The 16,223-nt window shown below is 69.4% G+C and carries 16 protein-coding genes; 14 read left to right on the forward strand and 2 right to left on the reverse strand.

Features of this window, described 5'->3' with window-relative positions:
- Positions 1–30 precede the first annotated feature (30 nt).
- The gene (locus AB4Z46_RS29775; RefSeq protein ID WP_442287163.1) at positions 31–522 is read right to left on the reverse strand and encodes a tetratricopeptide repeat protein; all 492 of its coding nucleotides are present in this window, start codon (positions 520–522) and stop codon (positions 31–33) included.
- A gap of 231 nt (positions 523–753) precedes the next feature.
- On the opposite strand from AB4Z46_RS29775, the gene AB4Z46_RS29780 reads away from it, so the two are divergent.
- The 3 genes from AB4Z46_RS29780 (at position 754) to AB4Z46_RS29790 (ending at position 3,648) form a co-directional block, all read left to right on the forward strand.
- Positions 754–2,130: an NfeD family protein gene (locus tag AB4Z46_RS29780; RefSeq protein WP_442287164.1), complete on the forward strand. Its 1,377-nt coding sequence runs from the start codon at positions 754–756 to the stop codon at positions 2,128–2,130.
- A 57-nt stretch (positions 2,131–2,187) separates the two neighbouring features.
- Positions 2,188–2,928 (forward strand): slipin family protein, encoded by a 741-nt coding sequence (locus tag AB4Z46_RS29785; protein ID WP_442287193.1) that lies wholly within the window; start codon positions 2,188–2,190, stop codon positions 2,926–2,928.
- A gap of 219 nt (positions 2,929–3,147) precedes the next feature.
- Positions 3,148–3,648, forward strand: coding sequence for an ABC transporter ATP-binding protein (locus tag AB4Z46_RS29790; RefSeq protein WP_442287165.1), 501 nt, complete (start codon positions 3,148–3,150; stop codon positions 3,646–3,648).
- 1 nt (position 3,649) lies between these two features.
- On the opposite strand, the gene AB4Z46_RS29795 is transcribed toward AB4Z46_RS29790, so the two are convergent.
- A complete protein-coding gene (locus AB4Z46_RS29795) occupies positions 3,650–5,215 on the reverse strand; it encodes a SidA/IucD/PvdA family monooxygenase (RefSeq protein WP_442287166.1) in 1,566 nt (521 codons plus the stop codon).
- Between the two features lie 21 nt (positions 5,216–5,236).
- On the opposite strand from AB4Z46_RS29795, the gene AB4Z46_RS29800 reads away from it, so the two are divergent.
- The 11 genes from AB4Z46_RS29800 (at position 5,237) to hslU (ending at position 16,204) form a co-directional block, all read left to right on the forward strand.
- Positions 5,237–5,872: a 2-hydroxychromene-2-carboxylate isomerase gene (locus tag AB4Z46_RS29800; RefSeq protein ID WP_442287167.1), complete on the forward strand. Its 636-nt coding sequence runs from the start codon at positions 5,237–5,239 to the stop codon at positions 5,870–5,872.
- 71 nt (positions 5,873–5,943) lie between these two features.
- Positions 5,944–6,819 carry a diaminopimelate epimerase gene (dapF, locus tag AB4Z46_RS29805; protein ID WP_442287168.1) on the forward strand — a complete coding sequence of 292 codons (876 nt, stop codon included), beginning with the start codon at positions 5,944–5,946 and terminating at the stop codon, positions 6,817–6,819.
- The gene (locus tag AB4Z46_RS29810; protein ID WP_442287169.1) at positions 6,816–7,505 is read left to right on the forward strand and encodes a DUF484 family protein; all 690 of its coding nucleotides are present in this window, start codon (positions 6,816–6,818) and stop codon (positions 7,503–7,505) included. Before dapF ends, AB4Z46_RS29810 begins: the two co-directional genes overlap by 4 nt.
- Positions 7,502–8,119: a YdcF family protein gene (locus AB4Z46_RS29815; RefSeq protein ID WP_442287170.1), complete on the forward strand. Its 618-nt coding sequence runs from the start codon at positions 7,502–7,504 to the stop codon at positions 8,117–8,119. Before AB4Z46_RS29810 ends, AB4Z46_RS29815 begins: the two co-directional genes overlap by 4 nt.
- Positions 8,103–9,134, forward strand: a complete 1,032-nt coding sequence (locus AB4Z46_RS29820; protein ID WP_442287171.1) for a tyrosine recombinase XerC — start codon at positions 8,103–8,105, stop codon at positions 9,132–9,134. The genes AB4Z46_RS29815 and AB4Z46_RS29820 overlap by 17 nt, the downstream gene beginning before the upstream one ends.
- The gene (locus AB4Z46_RS29825) at positions 9,131–10,333 is read left to right on the forward strand and encodes a class I SAM-dependent rRNA methyltransferase (RefSeq protein ID WP_442287172.1); all 1,203 of its coding nucleotides are present in this window, start codon (positions 9,131–9,133) and stop codon (positions 10,331–10,333) included. The genes AB4Z46_RS29820 and AB4Z46_RS29825 overlap by 4 nt, the downstream gene beginning before the upstream one ends.
- Positions 10,334–10,420: 87 nt before the next feature.
- Positions 10,421–11,470 carry a CobW family GTP-binding protein gene (locus tag AB4Z46_RS29830; protein WP_442287173.1) on the forward strand — a complete coding sequence of 350 codons (1,050 nt, stop codon included), beginning with the start codon at positions 10,421–10,423 and terminating at the stop codon, positions 11,468–11,470.
- A gap of 535 nt (positions 11,471–12,005) precedes the next feature.
- Complete coding sequence (gene dksA, locus AB4Z46_RS29835; RefSeq protein WP_442287174.1) at positions 12,006–12,671, forward strand: RNA polymerase-binding protein DksA; 666 nt, start codon at positions 12,006–12,008, stop codon at positions 12,669–12,671.
- A gap of 31 nt (positions 12,672–12,702) precedes the next feature.
- Positions 12,703–14,262: an STAS domain-containing protein gene (locus tag AB4Z46_RS29840; RefSeq protein ID WP_442287175.1), complete on the forward strand. Its 1,560-nt coding sequence runs from the start codon at positions 12,703–12,705 to the stop codon at positions 14,260–14,262.
- Between the two features lie 53 nt (positions 14,263–14,315).
- A complete protein-coding gene (gene hslV, locus AB4Z46_RS29845; protein ID WP_442287176.1) occupies positions 14,316–14,864 on the forward strand; it encodes an ATP-dependent protease subunit HslV in 549 nt (182 codons plus the stop codon).
- Positions 14,865–14,881: 17 nt separating this feature from the next.
- Positions 14,882–16,204 carry an ATP-dependent protease ATPase subunit HslU gene (gene hslU, locus AB4Z46_RS29850; RefSeq protein ID WP_442287177.1) on the forward strand — a complete coding sequence of 441 codons (1,323 nt, stop codon included), beginning with the start codon at positions 14,882–14,884 and terminating at the stop codon, positions 16,202–16,204.
- Positions 16,205–16,223: the final 19 nt, after the last annotated feature.

Consider the following 16,223-nt stretch of genomic DNA (forward strand, 5'->3'; position numbering starts at 1 on the left):
CCTGGGGGCGAGCCCAATGACAGGGGCGAGCTAGGACTTGTTTCGCTTGTAGGTCTCGATCTTTTCCTTCAGATCCGTGTACTGCTCGCAGGGCAGCCAGCAGAGCCTGTTGAGCGCCTTCAGATGCACTTCGGCATCTTCGACACGTCCCACCTGGAGATACGCCTCGCCCATGTATTCGTGGGCGTCCCGATGGCGGGGGTTGAGCTGCAGGGCTCTTTCGTAGTGCTTGAAGGAGTTGTCCATGTCGCCCATGTGGCGGTAGGCGAAACCGAGCAGGTTCCAGGCGTCCGCGTTGTTCGGATCGGTCTGGATCACCAGGGTCAGCCGCCCGACGGCGTCGGTCCACTGCTCCGCCTTGATGGCGGCTTCCCCGGCGCGGTAGTTGGGGTCGACGTTCTTCACTTCGGTACCGCCGCCACCCCCACCGCCGCCGCCCCCGCCGCCCCCACCGCCTGCGGGCCATGCCGGAAGGCTCAGAAAGACGAGGCACGCCGCCGCCGCCAATGCTCTCTTGCGCATGATGAGTGCTCCTAGGTCGTTGGTTCCCGGCCCTCGCCTCGTAGGTCCCCCAGTTCGCCTCGGCTGAATTCGATCCCCGCGGCGCGCGGGTGTCAACACGCCGCCGCATAGACAACTCGTTCCTATGGTGTTTGGCCGTCTCGGTCTTCTCCTGTCTCCTTGCTGCGCGCGATGTGACAGCGCTCGGCCCGATCCCTAGAATGAGCAATGGCGTGCGCCAGAACATGGTTGGTGGGACTGGTCCTCCTTGCCTGCGCGGTGGGAGCGGCCCATGCCCAAGCCGTGCCTGCCACCGCCGCCTCGGCCGACGCCCCTTCCACCGGGCAAGCCGGCACGATCGTCCTCATGGAGGTCGAGGGTGCAATCGGCCCTGCCGTCGTCGACTACCTGCATCGCGGACTCAGACTGGCGGATCGGGAGCATGCGCGGCTCGCGGTGATCCAGCTCGACACGCCGGGCGGGCTCGACAGCGCGATGCGCAGCATCATCAAGGACATCCTCGCTTCTCCGGTCCCGGTGGCGACCTTCGTGGCGCCGGACGGCGCCCGCGCCGCCAGCGCAGGCACCTACATCCTCTATGCAAGCCAGATCGCGGCCATGGCGCCCGCCACCAACCTCGGTGCCGCGACGCCGGTCGAGATCGCGATGCCGACCCCGTCGGCCCCGACGGCGAAGCCCGAGGGCCATGGGTCCGGGACGGCGCCGGATGCCATGGCCGCCAAGCGCCTGGCCGACGCCTCGGCCTACATCCGCAGCCTGGCGCAGCTGCGCGGGCGCAACGCCGACTGGGGCGAGCAGGCGGTGCGCGAATCCGTCAGCCTGTCGGCGTCGGAGGCGCTGCAGAAGAACGTCATCACGCTGATCGCGCTGGACGTGGCCGACCTGCTGCGGCAGGTCGATGGCCGCGAGGTGCGCACCCCGCTGGGCGATGTGCGGCTGGCGACCCAGCACGCCCAGGTGCTGGTGTTCGACGCCGACTGGCGCAGCCGCCTGCTGTCGGTGGTCACCGAGCCCAGCCTGGCGCTGGTGCTGCTGATGGTGGGCATCTACGGCCTGCTGTTCGAGTTCTCCAATCCGGGTTTCGTGCTGCCCGGCGTGGTGGGTGCGATCAGCCTGATGCTGGCGCTGTACGGGCTGCAAATGCTGCCCGTCAACTATGCCGGGCTGGGGCTGATCTTCCTCGGCGTGGCCTTCCTGATCGCCGAGGCCTTCCTGCCGACCTTCGGTGTGCTGGGGGTCGGCGGCATCGCGGCCTTCTCGATCGGCGCCGTGCTGCTGATCGACAACGACGCACCGGGCTTCGGCGTGCCGCTGTGGCTGATCGCCGTGCTGGCCGCGGTCTCGGCGGTCTTCATCCTCGTGGTGGCCGGCATCGCCGCGAAGAGCCGGCGGCGGCCGCAGGTGGTCGGCGTCGCGACGCTGGTAGGCGCCACCGGCGAACTGGTCGAGTTCGCCAATGGCGAAGGCTGGGCCCAGATCCAGGGCGACTACTGGAAGGTGCGCGGCGCGGACGGCCTGCGCCCGGGGCGGCGCATCCGCGTGACCCGCGTGCAGGGGCTGGCCCTGCAGGTGGCCGAGGACAACCCGGAGGGCCCGGTGAGGGCTTGAACCATGTTCTTCAACTTCAGTGTGGTCCTGGTGGCGCTCCTCATCCTGCTGCTGGCGATGGTCGCGGCGGCTTCGCTGCGCATCCTGCGCGAGTACGAGCGCGGCGTGGTGTTCCAGCTGGGGCGGTTCTGGAAGGTCAAGGGACCGGGGCTGGTGATCCTGATCCCGGGCGTGCAGCAGATGGTGCGCGTCGGATTGCGCGTGATGGTGCTCGACATCCCGAGCCAGGACGTGATCACGCGCGACAACGTGTCGGTGAAGGTGAACGCGGTGCTGTACTTCCGGGTCATCGATCCCGAGAAGGCCATCATCCAGGTCGAGCGCTACCTCGAGGCCACCAGCCAGCTGGCGCAGACCACGCTGCGCGCGGTGCTGGGCAAGCATGAGCTGGACGACCTGCTGTCCGAGCGCGAGCGCCTCAACCTCGACATCCAGAAGATCCTCGCGGCGCAGACCGACCTCTGGGGCATCAAGGTGACCAACGTCGAGATCAAGCACGTCGACCTCAACGAGAACATGGTGCGCGCGATCGCGCGGCAGGCCGAGGCCGAACGCGAGCGGCGCGCCAAGGTGATCCATGCCGAAGGCGAGCTGCAGGCCTCGGTCAAGCTGGCCGAGGCGGCCGAGATCCTGGGCCACCATCCGCAGGCGCTGCAGCTGCGCTACCTGGAAACCCTGACGGTGATCGCCGCCGACAAGAATTCGACCATCGTGTTTCCGCTGCCGGTGGATCTCATCGGACCCCTGCTTCAGCGGTGGGCCGCGAAGCAGGGCGGCGCCGAAGCGCCCGGCGCGTAGCGGGTCGACGGCCGGAAGGCGCGCAGGCTTCCGCGGCCCCGGCACAACTGCAGCCGGCCGGCCCGCCAGGCCTTCAAGGTCTCTCCCCATTCGAGCGCTGTCGCACGCGGCGACGCGCCCTGTCGACCACGGCGCGGGCACTCGATTCGAGCCCCCGACACCGGCCGCTGCGGACGGCCGCGGCAAACGGATCTGATTTGCAGGCAGAATCCGGCCGAAATGAAATTTCGCACCAGAGCGATCTTTAGCCTGAATCTGGCCGTCTTGACGGCGTGCCCGGCCTTTGCTCAACAGCCGAGTGTTCAGGATTCATTCAGCAAACCCTACTGGGAGCTGGTCGTCGGCCCCTTCGCGCTCCACTTCAGCAATGAAGACGAGCACAAGCAGGTCGTTCTGCTGGGTGTTGAGCGCAGCGAGGGCGATGGCTGGATGTGGGGCTTCTCGGCATTCAGGAACTCGTTCGGCCAGGCGTCCGCCTATGCCTACTACGGCTATCGCTGGGACGGCCTGTTCAGCAATCCGGCGATCTACGTCAAGCTGTCCGGCGGCATCATCTACGGCTACAAGGGCGAGTACGAGGACAAGGTGCCGTTCAATCACAACGGCTTCGGGCTCGGCATCATCCCCGCGATCGGCTACCAGCTGACGAAGGCGGACTCCCTGCAGGTCGGCGCCCTCGGCACCGCCGGATTGATCTTCACCTACAACCGGCGGTTCTGAGTCATTCCGCGCCGCCGGGCGGCACGTACCAGCGGGTCGCGGCCAGTTCGGGCTCGTCGTGAGCCTGCAGCCGTTCCCAGTGGCGGTCGGCATCCTCGACGAACAGGTCGCGCGCGATCGCCTGGGCCAGCCGCGTGGCGCCGATCGCGAGGCCGGGAATGTCCCCGGCCAGCGCGCCATGGCTCATGGTCGCGCCCCAGTTGAAGAGGCGCATGCGCGCCAGCGTCCGGGCCTGTGCGCCCGCCGGTTCGAGGCTGCGCAGTTCGAAGCCCGGTCCCAGGTAGGGAAAGCGCGCCGGTTCGGGATGGTGTTCGGCCTCGGTCGCCGAGACGTGCCGGGCCCAGGTGTCGATCTGCGCGGCGAAGGCGGCGATCTCGGGCCGGTCGAGCAGGTCGACGTCGAAGCCGGTGCCGAAGATCACCGCGTCGAAGCGCTCGCTGCTGCCGTCCGGCAGCGTGACGCTCACGCCATCGGCGTCGGCCGCCACGTCGTCCCAGGGCGAGCCCAGGCGCAGTTCGAAGGCGTCGTGGGCGTCGCAGCGGCGAACGGTCTCCCAGGGCGGCGGCACCTGCTCGTCGAAGATGTAGGTGTAGACGCGCCACTTGCGGGCGTCGTCGAGCCCTTCGAAGCCGCGCAGGAAGCCGTGGCTCGAGGCCGCCTTGCTCTTGTTGACCTGCGGCAGCTCGGTGCGGCGCGCGAACAGGGTGACGCCCGCGGCCCCGGCTTCCAGCGCGCAGGCCGCGTTGTCGAAGGCCGAGGCGCCGGCGCCCAGCACGGCGATGTGCCGCCCCTCCCAGGCCGCGAAATCGATCGCGTCGGCGGAATGGAACACGCGGGCAGCCGCCAGCGGATCGTCGCGGCGCAGCGACGGGAAGGCGGGCCAGCGCGGCGCGCCGCTGCCGTCGCGGCCCAGCGCGAGCACGAGCTGACGGGCGCGCACGGTCTCGCGTCGCCCCTGCGGGTGTTCGAGCTCGATCGCGAGCAGGCGGCCGTCCTCGGCCTGCGACACCGAGCGCAGCGCGACGCCGTTTTCCACCGGCAGGCCGACCGTGTCGCGCACCCACAGCAGGTAGTCGCGCCAGTCGACCCGCCCGATCTTGTGCAGCGCCTGCCAGCCCGGCGTGCTGCCGTCCGCGGAGCCATCGCCAGCCCCGTGCTGCGCCTCGTACCAGGCGCGAAAGCTCAGCGAAGGCACGCCGAGTTCGGGCCCGCCCAGGTGCTTGGGGCTGCGCAGCGTCAGCATGCGTGCATAGGTGCCCCAGGGCCCCTCTTCGCCGCGCGCGGCCTGGTCGACGACGCGGACGTGGGTGATGCCTTCGCGGCGCAGGGCATAGGCCGCCGTCTGCCCGCACATGCCGGCACCGGCGATCAGCACATCGAGCACCGGCGCCTCGGCGGTCGCCGATTCGGCCGGCAGCATCCAGGCGGGCGGCGGCAGGTTGATGCGTTCGAGGTCATCGCGGGCCTGAGCCGCGAGCCGGGCCAGCGCCGCGGCGTTGCGCGGGCTGGCAATGAATTGCAACGGCACCGGGGGCAGTGCGTCGGAAGGGGGTGCGTCGGATGCCATGGCCTGAAGATAATCCAGAACATGATCGCGCTCGATTGCTACTACAGCCTTTCCTCGCCCTGGGCGTACCTGGGCGGCCCCCAGTTGCAGGACATCGTGCGCCGCCACCACGTGCAGCTCACGCTCAAACCCTACGATTTCCAGGCCGTCGTGTCGCAGACCGGTGGCATTCCGCTCCTGACCCGGCCCGAGCCGAGGCGCAGCTACCACGCGCTCGAGCTGGCGCGCTGGCGCGATCACCTGGGCATGCCCTTGCAGCTCGAGCCCGCGCACTACCCCAAGGGCTCGGCCTCCGATCCGGACTGGAACAAGTATCCGGGCTGGATGGTGATCGCGGCCCAGTTGCAGGGCCTCGACGCGCAGCCGTTGTCGCATGCGCTGCTGCGCGCGCTGTGGGCCGAGGAGCGCAACACCGCCGATGCCGCGGTGCGGATCGCGGTCGCCGAAGAGAACGGCTACGACGGCGCGGCGCTGCAGGCGCTCGAACAGACACCCGAGACCCAGGCGACCTACCGCGCCTACAGCGCCGAGGCGGTGGCGCGCGGCGTCTTCGGCGCGCCCACCTACATCCTCGACGGCGAACGTTTCTGGGGCCAGGACCGGCTGGCCTTCCTCGACCGGGCGCTCGATCGGCGGCGGGCCGGGCGCCGCGCCTGACACGTCACGTGCACCAGCGCCTGAACAGTCCCCAGGCGCCGCCGCACGATGGGGCAGCAGATAATCCCCCGATGCGAATCCGCTTCACCAAGATGCAGGGCGCCGGCAACGACTTCGTCGTGCTGGACGAAACCCGCGCGCCGCTCGGACTGAGCGGGGCGCAATACCGCTTCCTGGCCGACCGCCACTTCGGCGTCGGCGCCGACCAGATCCTCTCGGTGCGGCCGTCGCCGGCCGAGGGCATCGACTTCCAGTACGTGATCCACAACGCCGACGGCGGCGAGGTCGAGCAGTGCGGCAACGGCGCGCGCTGCTTCATGCGCTTCGTGCGCGAGCGCCGCCTCACGACCAAGGACGCGGTGCGCGTGCAGACGCTCGCCGGCGTGATCGAGCCGCGCATGGGTGCCGACGGCCGCGTGACGGTCGACATGGGGGCCCCGATCTTCGAACCGGCCCGCGTGCCCTTCGACACCGCGGGTCTCGATCCCCAGCCCGAAGGCGCCTGGCACACCTGGCACCTGGCGCTCGACACCCATGCCGGCAGCGCCATCGTGGCGGCGGCCGTGCTGTCGATGGGCAACCCGCACGCGGTGCAGATCGTCGCCGACGTCGACAGCGCGCCGGTCGCGATCCAGGGCCCGCTGATCGAGCACCATCCGCGCTTTCCGCAGCGCGTCAACGCCGGCTTCATGCAGGTGGTCGACCGCTCCCATGTGCGCCTGCGTGTCTTCGAGCGCGGCGCCGGCGAGACCCTGGCCTGCGGCACCGGCGCCTGCGCGGCGGTGGTCGCGGGCATCCGGCTCGGCCTGCTCGAGCGCAAGGTCGACGTCCAGACCCGGGGCGGACCGCTCACCATCGAATGGGCCGGCGACGGCGCACCGGTGCTGATGACCGGCCCTGCGGTCACCGTGTTCGAAGGCGACATCGAGGTGCCGGACCCGTCATGAACAATTTCAACTCCAACGCCATGAACCCGATCACCGAAGACGACATCGCCAACTACCTGTCGAACACCCCCGACTTCTTCGAGCGCCACGCCCAGTTGCTCGGCCAGGTACAGCTCACCAGCCCGCACGGCAATCGGGCCGTGAGCCTGCAGGAGCGCCAGGCCGAGATGCTGCGCGAGAAGATCAAGGCGCTGGAGCACCGCGTGATGGACATGGTGCGCCACGGCACCGAGAACGCGGTCACGGCCGACCGCCTGCAGCGCTGGACCCGCGGCCTGCTGACCACCCGCGACCCGCGCGCGCTGCCGGCGCAGATCGCCGCGCAGCTGCAGGCCCTGTTCATGGTGCCGCAGACCGCGATCAAGATCTGGGACTTCGACAGCGCCTACCAGGACGAGGCCTACGCCCAGTGGGTCAGCGACGACGTGAAGGCGCTCGCCACCTCGCTGACCGCGCCCTACTGCGGCCTGAACTCCGGCTTCGAGGCCGCCGGTTGGCTCGCCGAGCCGCAGGCGGCGGTCTCGATCGCGCTGATCCCGCTGCGGCCCGAGCCCGAGGCGCCGGCCTTCGGCCTGCTGGTGCTGGCCTCGCCCGATGCCCAGCGCTACAACGCCGAGATGGGCACCGATTTCCTGGAGCGCATCGCCGAGCTGGCCTCGGGCGCGCTGTCGCGCCTGCGTCCTTGAGCCCGAGGCTGCGGCGCGGCCTGCTGGGCGCGGCGGCGGTCCTGCTGCTGGGCTATGCGTCGATCCACGCGATGGTCTGGCGGCATGCGCTCGCGCGCCTCGCCGCGCCACCCCAGCGCCCGGCCGATGCGGCGCTGATCCTGGGCAACCGGGCCTACAAGGACGGCCGGCCGAATCCCTGCCTGACCGGTCGGGTGGACGCCGGCCTCGCGCTGGCGAAGGCCGGCACGGTCCGCCAGCTGGTGTTCTCCGGCGGCGTCGACAGCGAGGACGGCCGCATCGAGGCCGAGGTCATGGAGCAGCATGCGCGCGGTGCAGGCTACACCGGGGCGCTGCTGCTGGAGCCGGTGTCGCAGTCGACCCGCGAGAACCTGTCGATGTCGCGTGCCGTGCTGCAGGCCGCGGGTGTGCGCAGCGTGGTCATCGTGACCGAGCCCTACCACCTGTGGCGAGCCGAGCGACTGGCGCATGCCACCGGTTTCGACCGCCTGTTCGATGTCCAGTTCGCCGCCGCGCCGAGCGCCTGCTGGCAGCAGTGGGGCATGGCCTTCAAGGGCGCGTTGCGCGAGCCGCTGGCCATCGTCAACAATGCCGCCAATGGCTACCTCCACTGACGCGGCGCCGGCAGCGATGCCGGTCCAGATCGAGAAGTATCTCGACCACGTGCGGGTCGAACGCCGCCTGGCGGCGCGGACTGTGGACCTCTATGCGATCCACCTTCAAACGCTGGCCGGCAACGTCGCCGCGGCAGGACTCGCGCTCGACAAGGTCGAGACCGCGCATGTGCGGCGCTGGATGGCGCAGATGCATGGGGCAGGCCGCGAGCCGCGCGGCATCGCGCTGGTGCTCTCGTGCTGGCGCAGCTTCTACCGCTGGCTCGGCCACGAGGGGCGGGTCGGATCGAATCCGGTGCAGGACGTGCACGCACCCAAGGCCGCCCGGCCGCTGCCGAAGGCGCTCGCGGTCGACGATGCGGTGCGGCTGGCCGAGCTGCACGATGCCGAGGCCGACCCCTGGGGCGAGGCGCGCGATCGCGCGATCGTCGAATTGCTCTACGGCTGCGGCCTGCGCGTCGGCGAACTGACCGGCCTGGATGTGCGCGCAAGCAGCACGGCGCGCGGCTGGATCGACCTCGATGCCGCCGAAGCCAATGTGCTGGGCAAGGGCAGCAAGCGCCGCCTCGTGCCGGTGGGCAGCAAGGCGGTCGAGGCGCTGCAGGCCTGGCTGGCGGTGCGCGACGGCTGCGCGGCGCTCGGGGCCGCGCGGCTGCGGGACCCAGGGAGCGCCGCGGCGCTCTTCATCGGCCGCAATGGCACCCGCTTCTCCGCCCAATCGGTATGGAAGCAACTGCGCCAGCGCAGCCTCAAGGCCGGCCTGCCGGCGCCGGTGCACCCGCACATGCTGCGGCATTCGTTCGCCAGCCATCTGCTGCAGTCCAGCAGCGACCTGCGCGCGGTGCAGGAACTGCTGGGCCACGCCAACATCTCGACCACCCAGGTCTATACGCGGCTGGATTTCCAGCATCTGGCCCGCGCCTACGACGCCGCGCACCCGCGGGCCCAGGCCCGCGACGAGGGCCCGCCGCCGATCGGCGAAACACTGCAAAAGAACAAGAGCACCAAAACATGAAGCTTCTCCGTCTGCGGCCCGGCAAGGAGCGTTCGCTGCTGCGCCGCCATCCCTGGGTGTTCGAGTCCGCGATCGCGAAGGGCGGCGGCGATGCCGGCGAAACGGTCCGCATCGAGTCGGACGACGGCCGCTTCCTGGCCTGGGCCGCCTACAGCCCGCATTCGAAGATCCGCGCCCGGGCCTGGAGCTTCGACGAGACGCAGCGCATCGACGCGGCTTTCCTGGCGGCGCGGGTCGCACAAGCGGTCCGGGCGCGCGCGCTGTTCGACCTGCAGAGCGACGGCGTGCGGCTGGTCCATGGCGAGGCCGACGGCCTGCCCGGGCTGATCGTCGACCGCTACGGCGACACGCTGGTGGCGCAGTTCCTCTCGGCCGGGGTCGAGCGCTGGAAGGCACCGCTGGCCGACGCGCTGCTTGCGGCCACCGGCCTCGGCAAGCTGTATGAACGCTCCGACGCCAGCGGCCGCGAGCGCGAGGGCCTGAAGCCGGTGACCGGCTGGATGCACGGCAGCGGGCCCACCGAGCTGGCGATCCGAGAACACGACTGGCAGCTCGGCCTCGACATCGCGACCGGGCACAAGACCGGCTTCTACCTCGACCAGCGCGACAGCCGCAAGCGCTTTGCCGAACTGGCGCAGAACCGCCGCTTCCGGCGCGTGCTGAACTGTTTCTGCTACACCGGCGGCTTCACGGTCGCCGCGCTCTCGGGCCTGAAGGCGACCGGCGCGGTCGAGGGCGCCGAACTGATCTCGATCGATTCCTCGCTGCCTGCGCTGAAGCAGGCGCGGGCGAATGTCGCGCTGAACGGCTTCGAGGGCGCTGCAGCGGAATTCCTCGATGCCGACGTCAATGCCACGCTGCGCCGCTTCGTCGAGGAGGGCCGCACGTTCGACGCCATCGTGCTCGACCCGCCGAAGTTCGCGCCGACCGTGGCCCATGCCGAGCGCGCCGCGCGCGCCTACAAGGACCTCAACCGGCAGGCCTTCAAGCTGCTGGCGCCCGGGGGGCATCTGCTGACCTTTTCGTGCTCAGGCGGCATCGGGGCCGACCTGTTCCACAAGATCGTGGCCTCGGCCGGCATCGACGCCGGGGTGGACGGCTACATCACCGAGCGCCTCGGCGCCGCGCCCGATCATCCGATGACCATCGAGTTCCCCGAGGGCGAGTACTTGAAGGGGCTGGTGGTGGTGCGCAAGTAGCCTTTGCCCCTGCCGCAGCGCGACCGGGCCCCGGTCGCTAAACTTTCCGCCTTCCCCGATCCCCCTCGTTTCCCGGAGCACCCCCCCATGGCCCTCATTCCCGCCACCATCCTCACCGGCTTCCTCGGCGCCGGCAAGACGACCTTGCTCAAGCGCATCCTGAACGAGGCGCACGGCCAGAAGATCGCGGTGATCGAGAACGAATTCGGCGAGGAGAACATCGACAACGACATCCTGGTCACCGAATCCAAGGAGCAGATCGTCCAGATGAGCAACGGCTGCATCTGCTGCACCATCCGCGAGGACCTGCGCGAGGCGCTGCAGCTGCTGGCGGCCAAGAAGCGCAAGGGGCTGCTCGACTTCGACCGCGTCGTGATCGAGACCACCGGCCTGGCCGATCCGGGCCCGGTGGCCCAGACCTTCTTCATGGACGACGAGATCGCCGAGAGCTACCTGCTGGACTCGATCCTGACCCTGGTCGATGCCAAGCATGCGCCCCAGCAGCTCAACGACCGCCAGGAAGCGCGCCGCCAGGTCGGTTTCGCGGACCAGATCTTCATCAGCAAGAGCGACCTGGTCGCCGAAGAGGAAACCGAGGCGCTGATCCACCGGCTCAAGCACATGAACCCGCGCGCGCCGCAGCAGAAGGTGCATTTCGGCGAGGTGCCGCTCAAGGACGTGTTCGACCTGCGCGGCTTCAACCTCAACGCCAAGCTGGACATCGACCCCGACTTCCTGAAGGAGGAAGAGGCGCACGACCACCATGACCACGCGCATGGCGAGCATTGCGACCACCCCTCGCATGCGGAAGAAGGCCATGGCCACCACCATCACCACGACGACGATGTCAAGAGCTTCGTCTACCGTTCGGACCGGGCCTTCGATCCGGCCCGGCTCGAGGACTTCCTCGGCGCGATCGTCAACATCTACGGCCCGCGGATGCTGCGCTACAAGGGCGTGCTGCACATGCAGGGCACCGAGCGCAAGGTGATCTTCCAGGGCGTGCACCAGCTCATGGGCAGCGACCTCGGCCCGGCCTGGGGCGCCGACGAAAAGCGCACCAGCCGCATGGTGTTCATCGGCATCGACCTGCCGCGCGAGATCCTGGAGCAGGGCCTGGACCAGTGCTTGGTATAGGCTGACCCCCGACGCGCCTGCGGCGCCTCCCCCCTTCCGGGGGGCGATACCGGCGGCCCGGCGAAGCCGGTTCCGCGGTATCTCTGGCTTTGCCGGGCGCCGGTTTTGGCGGCTCGGGCGTTGCGGCGCTGATCTCTCTATACAATCGCGCGCCTGTTCCGGGAGCTGCGATCGACCTTCTTTGACCAAGTGTGACTTCCGGCATAGGGCCGGGCGCGGTTTCGGGCTGAATTCGGGGGTATAACCCCGGGGTTCGCCATCGGCGAGCACCCATGATTTGAATGCGCGTTCGAGTTCATCGAAGGAGCCAGTCACCGTGAAGAAACCCGCCGCAAAGCCCACGCCCGCGCCGAAGCCGGCCGTCAAGAAGACGGCGGCTGCAAAGCAGGCTGTACCCGCGGCGAAGAAGGTTTCCGCCAAGTCCGCCGCGCCGCCAAAGGCCCCTGCCAAGAGCAAGACCTCTGCCGCCACCGCGAGCGCCCCCTCATCCAAACCGGCCGGCCCCCCCGCCGCGCCACCTGCACCATCGACTCCCATGAAAAAAACGGCTGCCGCCTCCTCTTCTTCCGCCCCGGCGACGCCCGCAACGACCGCCGCACCCGCGCCCGCACGCGGTGGCCGCGTGTCGCGGCTGTCGCAGCTGACGGTCCCCTCCATGCCGCAATCGGTGGCGTCCACCGCAGCCAAATCGAGCTTCGTGCAGATCACCTCGAACGCGCTGGTGCCGCCGCCGCCGATCGCGGTCAAGAAGGATCCGAAGCTGGTCAACAACTGGAAGACCAAGTCCGCCGAGGAACTCACCGACGCCGAAGTGATCGCGATGCCGGACACCGAGTACATGAATGACAAGCAGATGGCCTTCTTCCGCCTGAAGCTGCAGGAACTCAAGCGCGGCATCCTCGAGAACGCCGGCGAGACGACCGAGCACCTGCGCGAGGACACGGTGGTCGTGCCCGACCCGGCCGATCGCGCCACCATCGAGGAAGAACATGCGCTCGAACTGCGCACGCGGGATCGCGAACGCAAGCTGCTGAAGAAAATCGAGCAGTCGATCCAGCGCATCGATGCCGGCGACTACGGCTACTGCGACGAGACCGGCGAGCCGATCGGCGTCGGCCGCCTGCTGGCTCGCCCGACCGCCACCCTGTCGCTCGAGGCGCAGCAGCGCCGCGAGCTCAAGCAGAAGATGTTCGGCGACTGATCGCCCGAGGAGCCGGACGGAGACGCTGCGCATGGCCAAGGAAGATTCCGGTCGCTTGCTGTCCAAGGTGGCGAAGTTCGTTCGCAATCCCCTGAAGGATTGGTCCGAGCTCGACGCCGACGAGTCGTCGACGCTCGAAAACGGCTACAGCCGCGAGATGCTCAAGGAGATGATCGAGCGGCGGCAGCGCAACGATTTCGTGCGCCGCCGCGAGTTCGACATGCTGCGCAAGCTGCGCCAGCGCGAAGCGGCCGGCGAGCGCGACCCCGCGGCCACGCCGTCCTCCTTCAATGTCAGCAGCACCTCCGGCAAGACCGAGGGCAGGGCGCTCACGCTCAAGAAGATCGACGAGATCGAAGAGCAGATGTCCCAGCAGTGGTGGAAGGGCCGCGGCCCCCGCGGCACGCAGGACGGCGAGGGCGCGGCCGCCGACGGCGCGCACATGGCCGAGCAGCATGCGCGCGCCTATGCCGACACCGTCCCCGGCGTCCCGCAGGGCGGCGTGCAGGGGCTGCAGGTCCAGCTGCCGGCCCACGACGGCAGCATCGAAGAGGCCGCGATCCGCTACGCCCACGGCGACGACGCGGGCGCCGAGGCCATCCTGCTGCAGGCGCTCGCGCCCGACAGCCCGACCGGCGAGCATGACGACACCTGGCGTGCGTTGCTCGATCTCTATCGCGCCACCGGCGATGCCGAGAAGTTCGTGGCCGCCAGCACCCGCTATGCGCAGCGCATGAAGCAGCCGGCGCCCGACTGGATCTCGTTCCGCGCCCTGGCCAACACCATCCGGGCCTCGATCGCGACGCAACCCCAGGCGGGGCCGGTGGCGGCCGGTGACGCCGACTGGGCGAGCCCGCCGCGGCTCGCGCGCGAGGGCCTGCTCGGCCTGACGCGTGCGCTCGGCGCCGCGGGCCCGTCCTGGCGGCTCGACTGGAGCATGCTCGACGCCATCGAGCCCGATGCCGCCGGACCGCTGCGGGCCCTGTTCACCCATTGGGCCGATTCGACCGTGCAGCTGCGTTTTCGCGGCGGCGATCGCCTGCTGCTCGCGCTGGCCGAGGCCACGCCGGCCAACGACCGCGGCGTGGACGCGGTCTGGTGGCAGCTGCACATGGCCGCGCTGCGCGTGATGCACCGGGCCGACGAGTTCGAACTGCTGGCGCTCAACTACTGCATCACCTACGAAGTGTCGCCTCCGCCCTGGGAGGATCCCAAGGGCGACTACGTGTCCCTCGACGGGGTCCCGGCGGCCAGGCCGGCCGCGAGTGCTTTCTCGATCGGCCAGCCCGCCGCCAGGCCGGCCGCCGCGGACAGCGGCAGCAGCGTGCTGGTCGGGGAGCTGGTCGGCGAGTCGCTTTCGACCTGGCAGCGGCTCGACACCGAGCTGGCCGATTCGGCGAGCCCGACGGTGTCCTGCGCGGCGCTGGTCCGGATCGATTTCTCCGCCGCCGGAACCCTGCTCAACTGGGTCACCGACCACCATGGCCGCGGCCAGAAGGTCCGGTTCGTCGATGCCCACCGCCTGGTCGCGGCCTTCTTCGGCGTCATCGGCATCGCCGACCACGCCTCGGTCGCCATCAGAAAAGACTAGCCGCGGCGCCCCCCGGGGGTTGAGATTCGGGCCTTTGCCCTGAGATTGCTTCGATGGAACAATTTCACGGAACCACCATCGTCAGCGTCCGCCGCAAGATTGCCGGCGGCGCCGACCAGGTCGCCATCGGCGGCGACGGCCAGGTCACGCTGGGCAACATCGTCATCAAGGGCACCGCGCGCAAGGTCCGCCGGCTCTACCACGGCAAGGTGCTGGCCGGCTTCGCGGGCGCGACCGCCGATGCCTTCACCCTGTTCGAGCGCTTCGAGGCCAAGCTCGAGAAGCACCAGGGCCACCTGGCGCGGGCCGCGATCGAGCTGACCAAGGACTGGCGCACCGACCGCGTGCTGCGCCGCCTCGAGGCCATGCTGGCGGTGGCCGACGCCACCACCTCGCTGATCATCACCGGCAACGGCGACGTGCTGGAGCCCGAGAACGGCATCATCGCGATCGGTTCCGGCGGCGCCTATGCGCAGGCCGCCGCCAAGGCGCTGCTCGACAACTCCGCGCTGCCGGCCGAGCAGATCGTCAAGAAGGCGCTCGAGATCGCCGGCGAACTCTGCATCTACACCAACATGCACCACACGGTCGAGACCCTCTGAGAACCGCGAGCCCATCCATGTCCATGACCCCCCAGGAAATCGTCTCCGAGCTCGACCACCACATCGTCGGGCAGTCCCAGGCCAAGCGCGCGGTCGCGATCGCGCTGCGCAACCGCTGGCGCCGCCAGCAGGTCGAGGAGGCGCTGCGCGCCGAGATCACGCCCAAGAACATCCTCATGATCGGCCCCACGGGGGTCGGCAAGACCGAGATCGCCCGCCGGCTGGCGCGGCTGGCCGATGCACCCTTCATCAAGGTGGAAGCCACCAAGTTCACCGAAGTCGGCTACGTCGGCAAGGATGTCGACTCGATCATCCGCGACCTGGCCGAGATCGCGATCAAGCAGACCCGCCAAGCCGAGAGCGCCAAGGTCCGCATGCGCGCCGAGGACGGTGCGGAGGAGCGGATCCTCGACGTGCTGCTGCCGCCGGCCCGCGGTGCCGAGGGTGCGGGCGCCGATGCCGGCAACGCGACCCGCCAGGCCTTCCGCAAGAAGCTGCGCCAGCACGAGCTGGACGACAAGGAAATCGAGATCGACCTGGCGGAAGCGCGCACGCCGCTCGAGATCATGGGGCCGGCCGGCATGGAGGAAATGACCGAGCAGCTGCGCGGCATGTTCGGCCAGCTGGGCCAGGCCAAGCGCAAGACCCGCAAGCTCAAGATCGCCGAGGCGATGAGGCTCCTGATCGACGAGGAGGCCGCCAAGCTGGTCAACGAGGACGAGATCCGCACCCAGGCGATCCACAACGCCGAGCAGAACGGCATCGTCTTCATCGACGAGATCGACAAGGTCGCGAGCCGCAGCGACGCGCAGGGCGCCGACGTCTCGCGCCAGGGCGTGCAGCGCGACCTGCTGCCGCTGGTCGAGGGCACGGCCGTCAGCACCAAGTACGGCGTGGTGCGTACCGACCACATCCTGTTCATTGCCAGCGGCGCCTTCCACCTGAGCAAGCCGAGCGACCTGATCCCCGAATTGCAGGGGCGCTTCCCGATCCGGGTCGAGCTGCAGTCGCTGTCGGTGGCGGACTTCGAGAGCATCCTGACGCAGACCCAGGCTTCGCTGGTCAAGCAGTACCAGGCCCTGCTGGCGACCGAGGGCGTCACGCTCGAATTCACGCCGGAAGGCGTCACCCGGCTCGCGAGCATCGCCTTCGACGTCAACGAGCGGACCGAGAACATCGGCGCGCGCCGCCTGTCGACCGTGATGGAGCGGCTGCTCGACGAAGTGAGCTTCGATGCCGCCAAGCTGGAGGGCCAGGCGGTGCGCATCGACGCCGCCTACGTCGACCAGCGACTCCAGGCACTAAGTCACAACGAAGACCTTTCTCGATTCATTCTCTGAATCTTCCGTCGTAGGACGG

This window comes from Variovorax sp. M-6, from assembly GCF_052114385.1.
Lineage (GTDB): Bacteria > Pseudomonadota > Gammaproteobacteria > Burkholderiales > Burkholderiaceae_C > Variovorax.

What these genes read in the sequence shown, in the direction of transcription:
- hslU (WP_442287177.1), top strand. Translation starts at nt 14,882, where the DNA reads ATGTCCATGACCCCCCAGGAAATCGTCTCCGAGCTCGACCACCACATC.
- AB4Z46_RS29830 (WP_442287173.1), top strand. Translation starts at nt 10,421, where the DNA reads ATGGCCCTCATTCCCGCCACCATCCTCACCGGCTTCCTCGGCGCCGGC.
- AB4Z46_RS29790 (WP_442287165.1), top strand. Translation starts at nt 3,148, where the DNA reads ATGAAATTTCGCACCAGAGCGATCTTTAGCCTGAATCTGGCCGTCTTG.
- AB4Z46_RS29785 (WP_442287193.1), top strand. Translation starts at nt 2,188, where the DNA reads ATGGTCGCGGCGGCTTCGCTGCGCATCCTGCGCGAGTACGAGCGCGGC.
- AB4Z46_RS29820 (WP_442287171.1), top strand. Translation starts at nt 8,103, where the DNA reads ATGGCTACCTCCACTGACGCGGCGCCGGCAGCGATGCCGGTCCAGATC.
- AB4Z46_RS29800 (WP_442287167.1), top strand. Translation starts at nt 5,237, where the DNA reads ATGATCGCGCTCGATTGCTACTACAGCCTTTCCTCGCCCTGGGCGTAC.
- AB4Z46_RS29825 (WP_442287172.1), top strand. Translation starts at nt 9,131, where the DNA reads ATGAAGCTTCTCCGTCTGCGGCCCGGCAAGGAGCGTTCGCTGCTGCGC.
- AB4Z46_RS29810 (WP_442287169.1), top strand. Translation starts at nt 6,816, where the DNA reads ATGAACAATTTCAACTCCAACGCCATGAACCCGATCACCGAAGACGAC.
- AB4Z46_RS29795 (WP_442287166.1), bottom strand. Translation starts at nt 5,215, where the DNA reads ATGGCATCCGACGCACCCCCTTCCGACGCACTGCCCCCGGTGCCGTTG.
- dapF (WP_442287168.1), top strand. Translation starts at nt 5,944, where the DNA reads ATGCGAATCCGCTTCACCAAGATGCAGGGCGCCGGCAACGACTTCGTC.
- AB4Z46_RS29775 (WP_442287163.1), bottom strand. Translation starts at nt 522, where the DNA reads ATGCGCAAGAGAGCATTGGCGGCGGCGGCGTGCCTCGTCTTTCTGAGC.
- hslV (WP_442287176.1), top strand. Translation starts at nt 14,316, where the DNA reads ATGGAACAATTTCACGGAACCACCATCGTCAGCGTCCGCCGCAAGATT.
- AB4Z46_RS29840 (WP_442287175.1), top strand. Translation starts at nt 12,703, where the DNA reads ATGGCCAAGGAAGATTCCGGTCGCTTGCTGTCCAAGGTGGCGAAGTTC.
- dksA (WP_442287174.1), top strand. Translation starts at nt 12,006, where the DNA reads ATGAAAAAAACGGCTGCCGCCTCCTCTTCTTCCGCCCCGGCGACGCCC.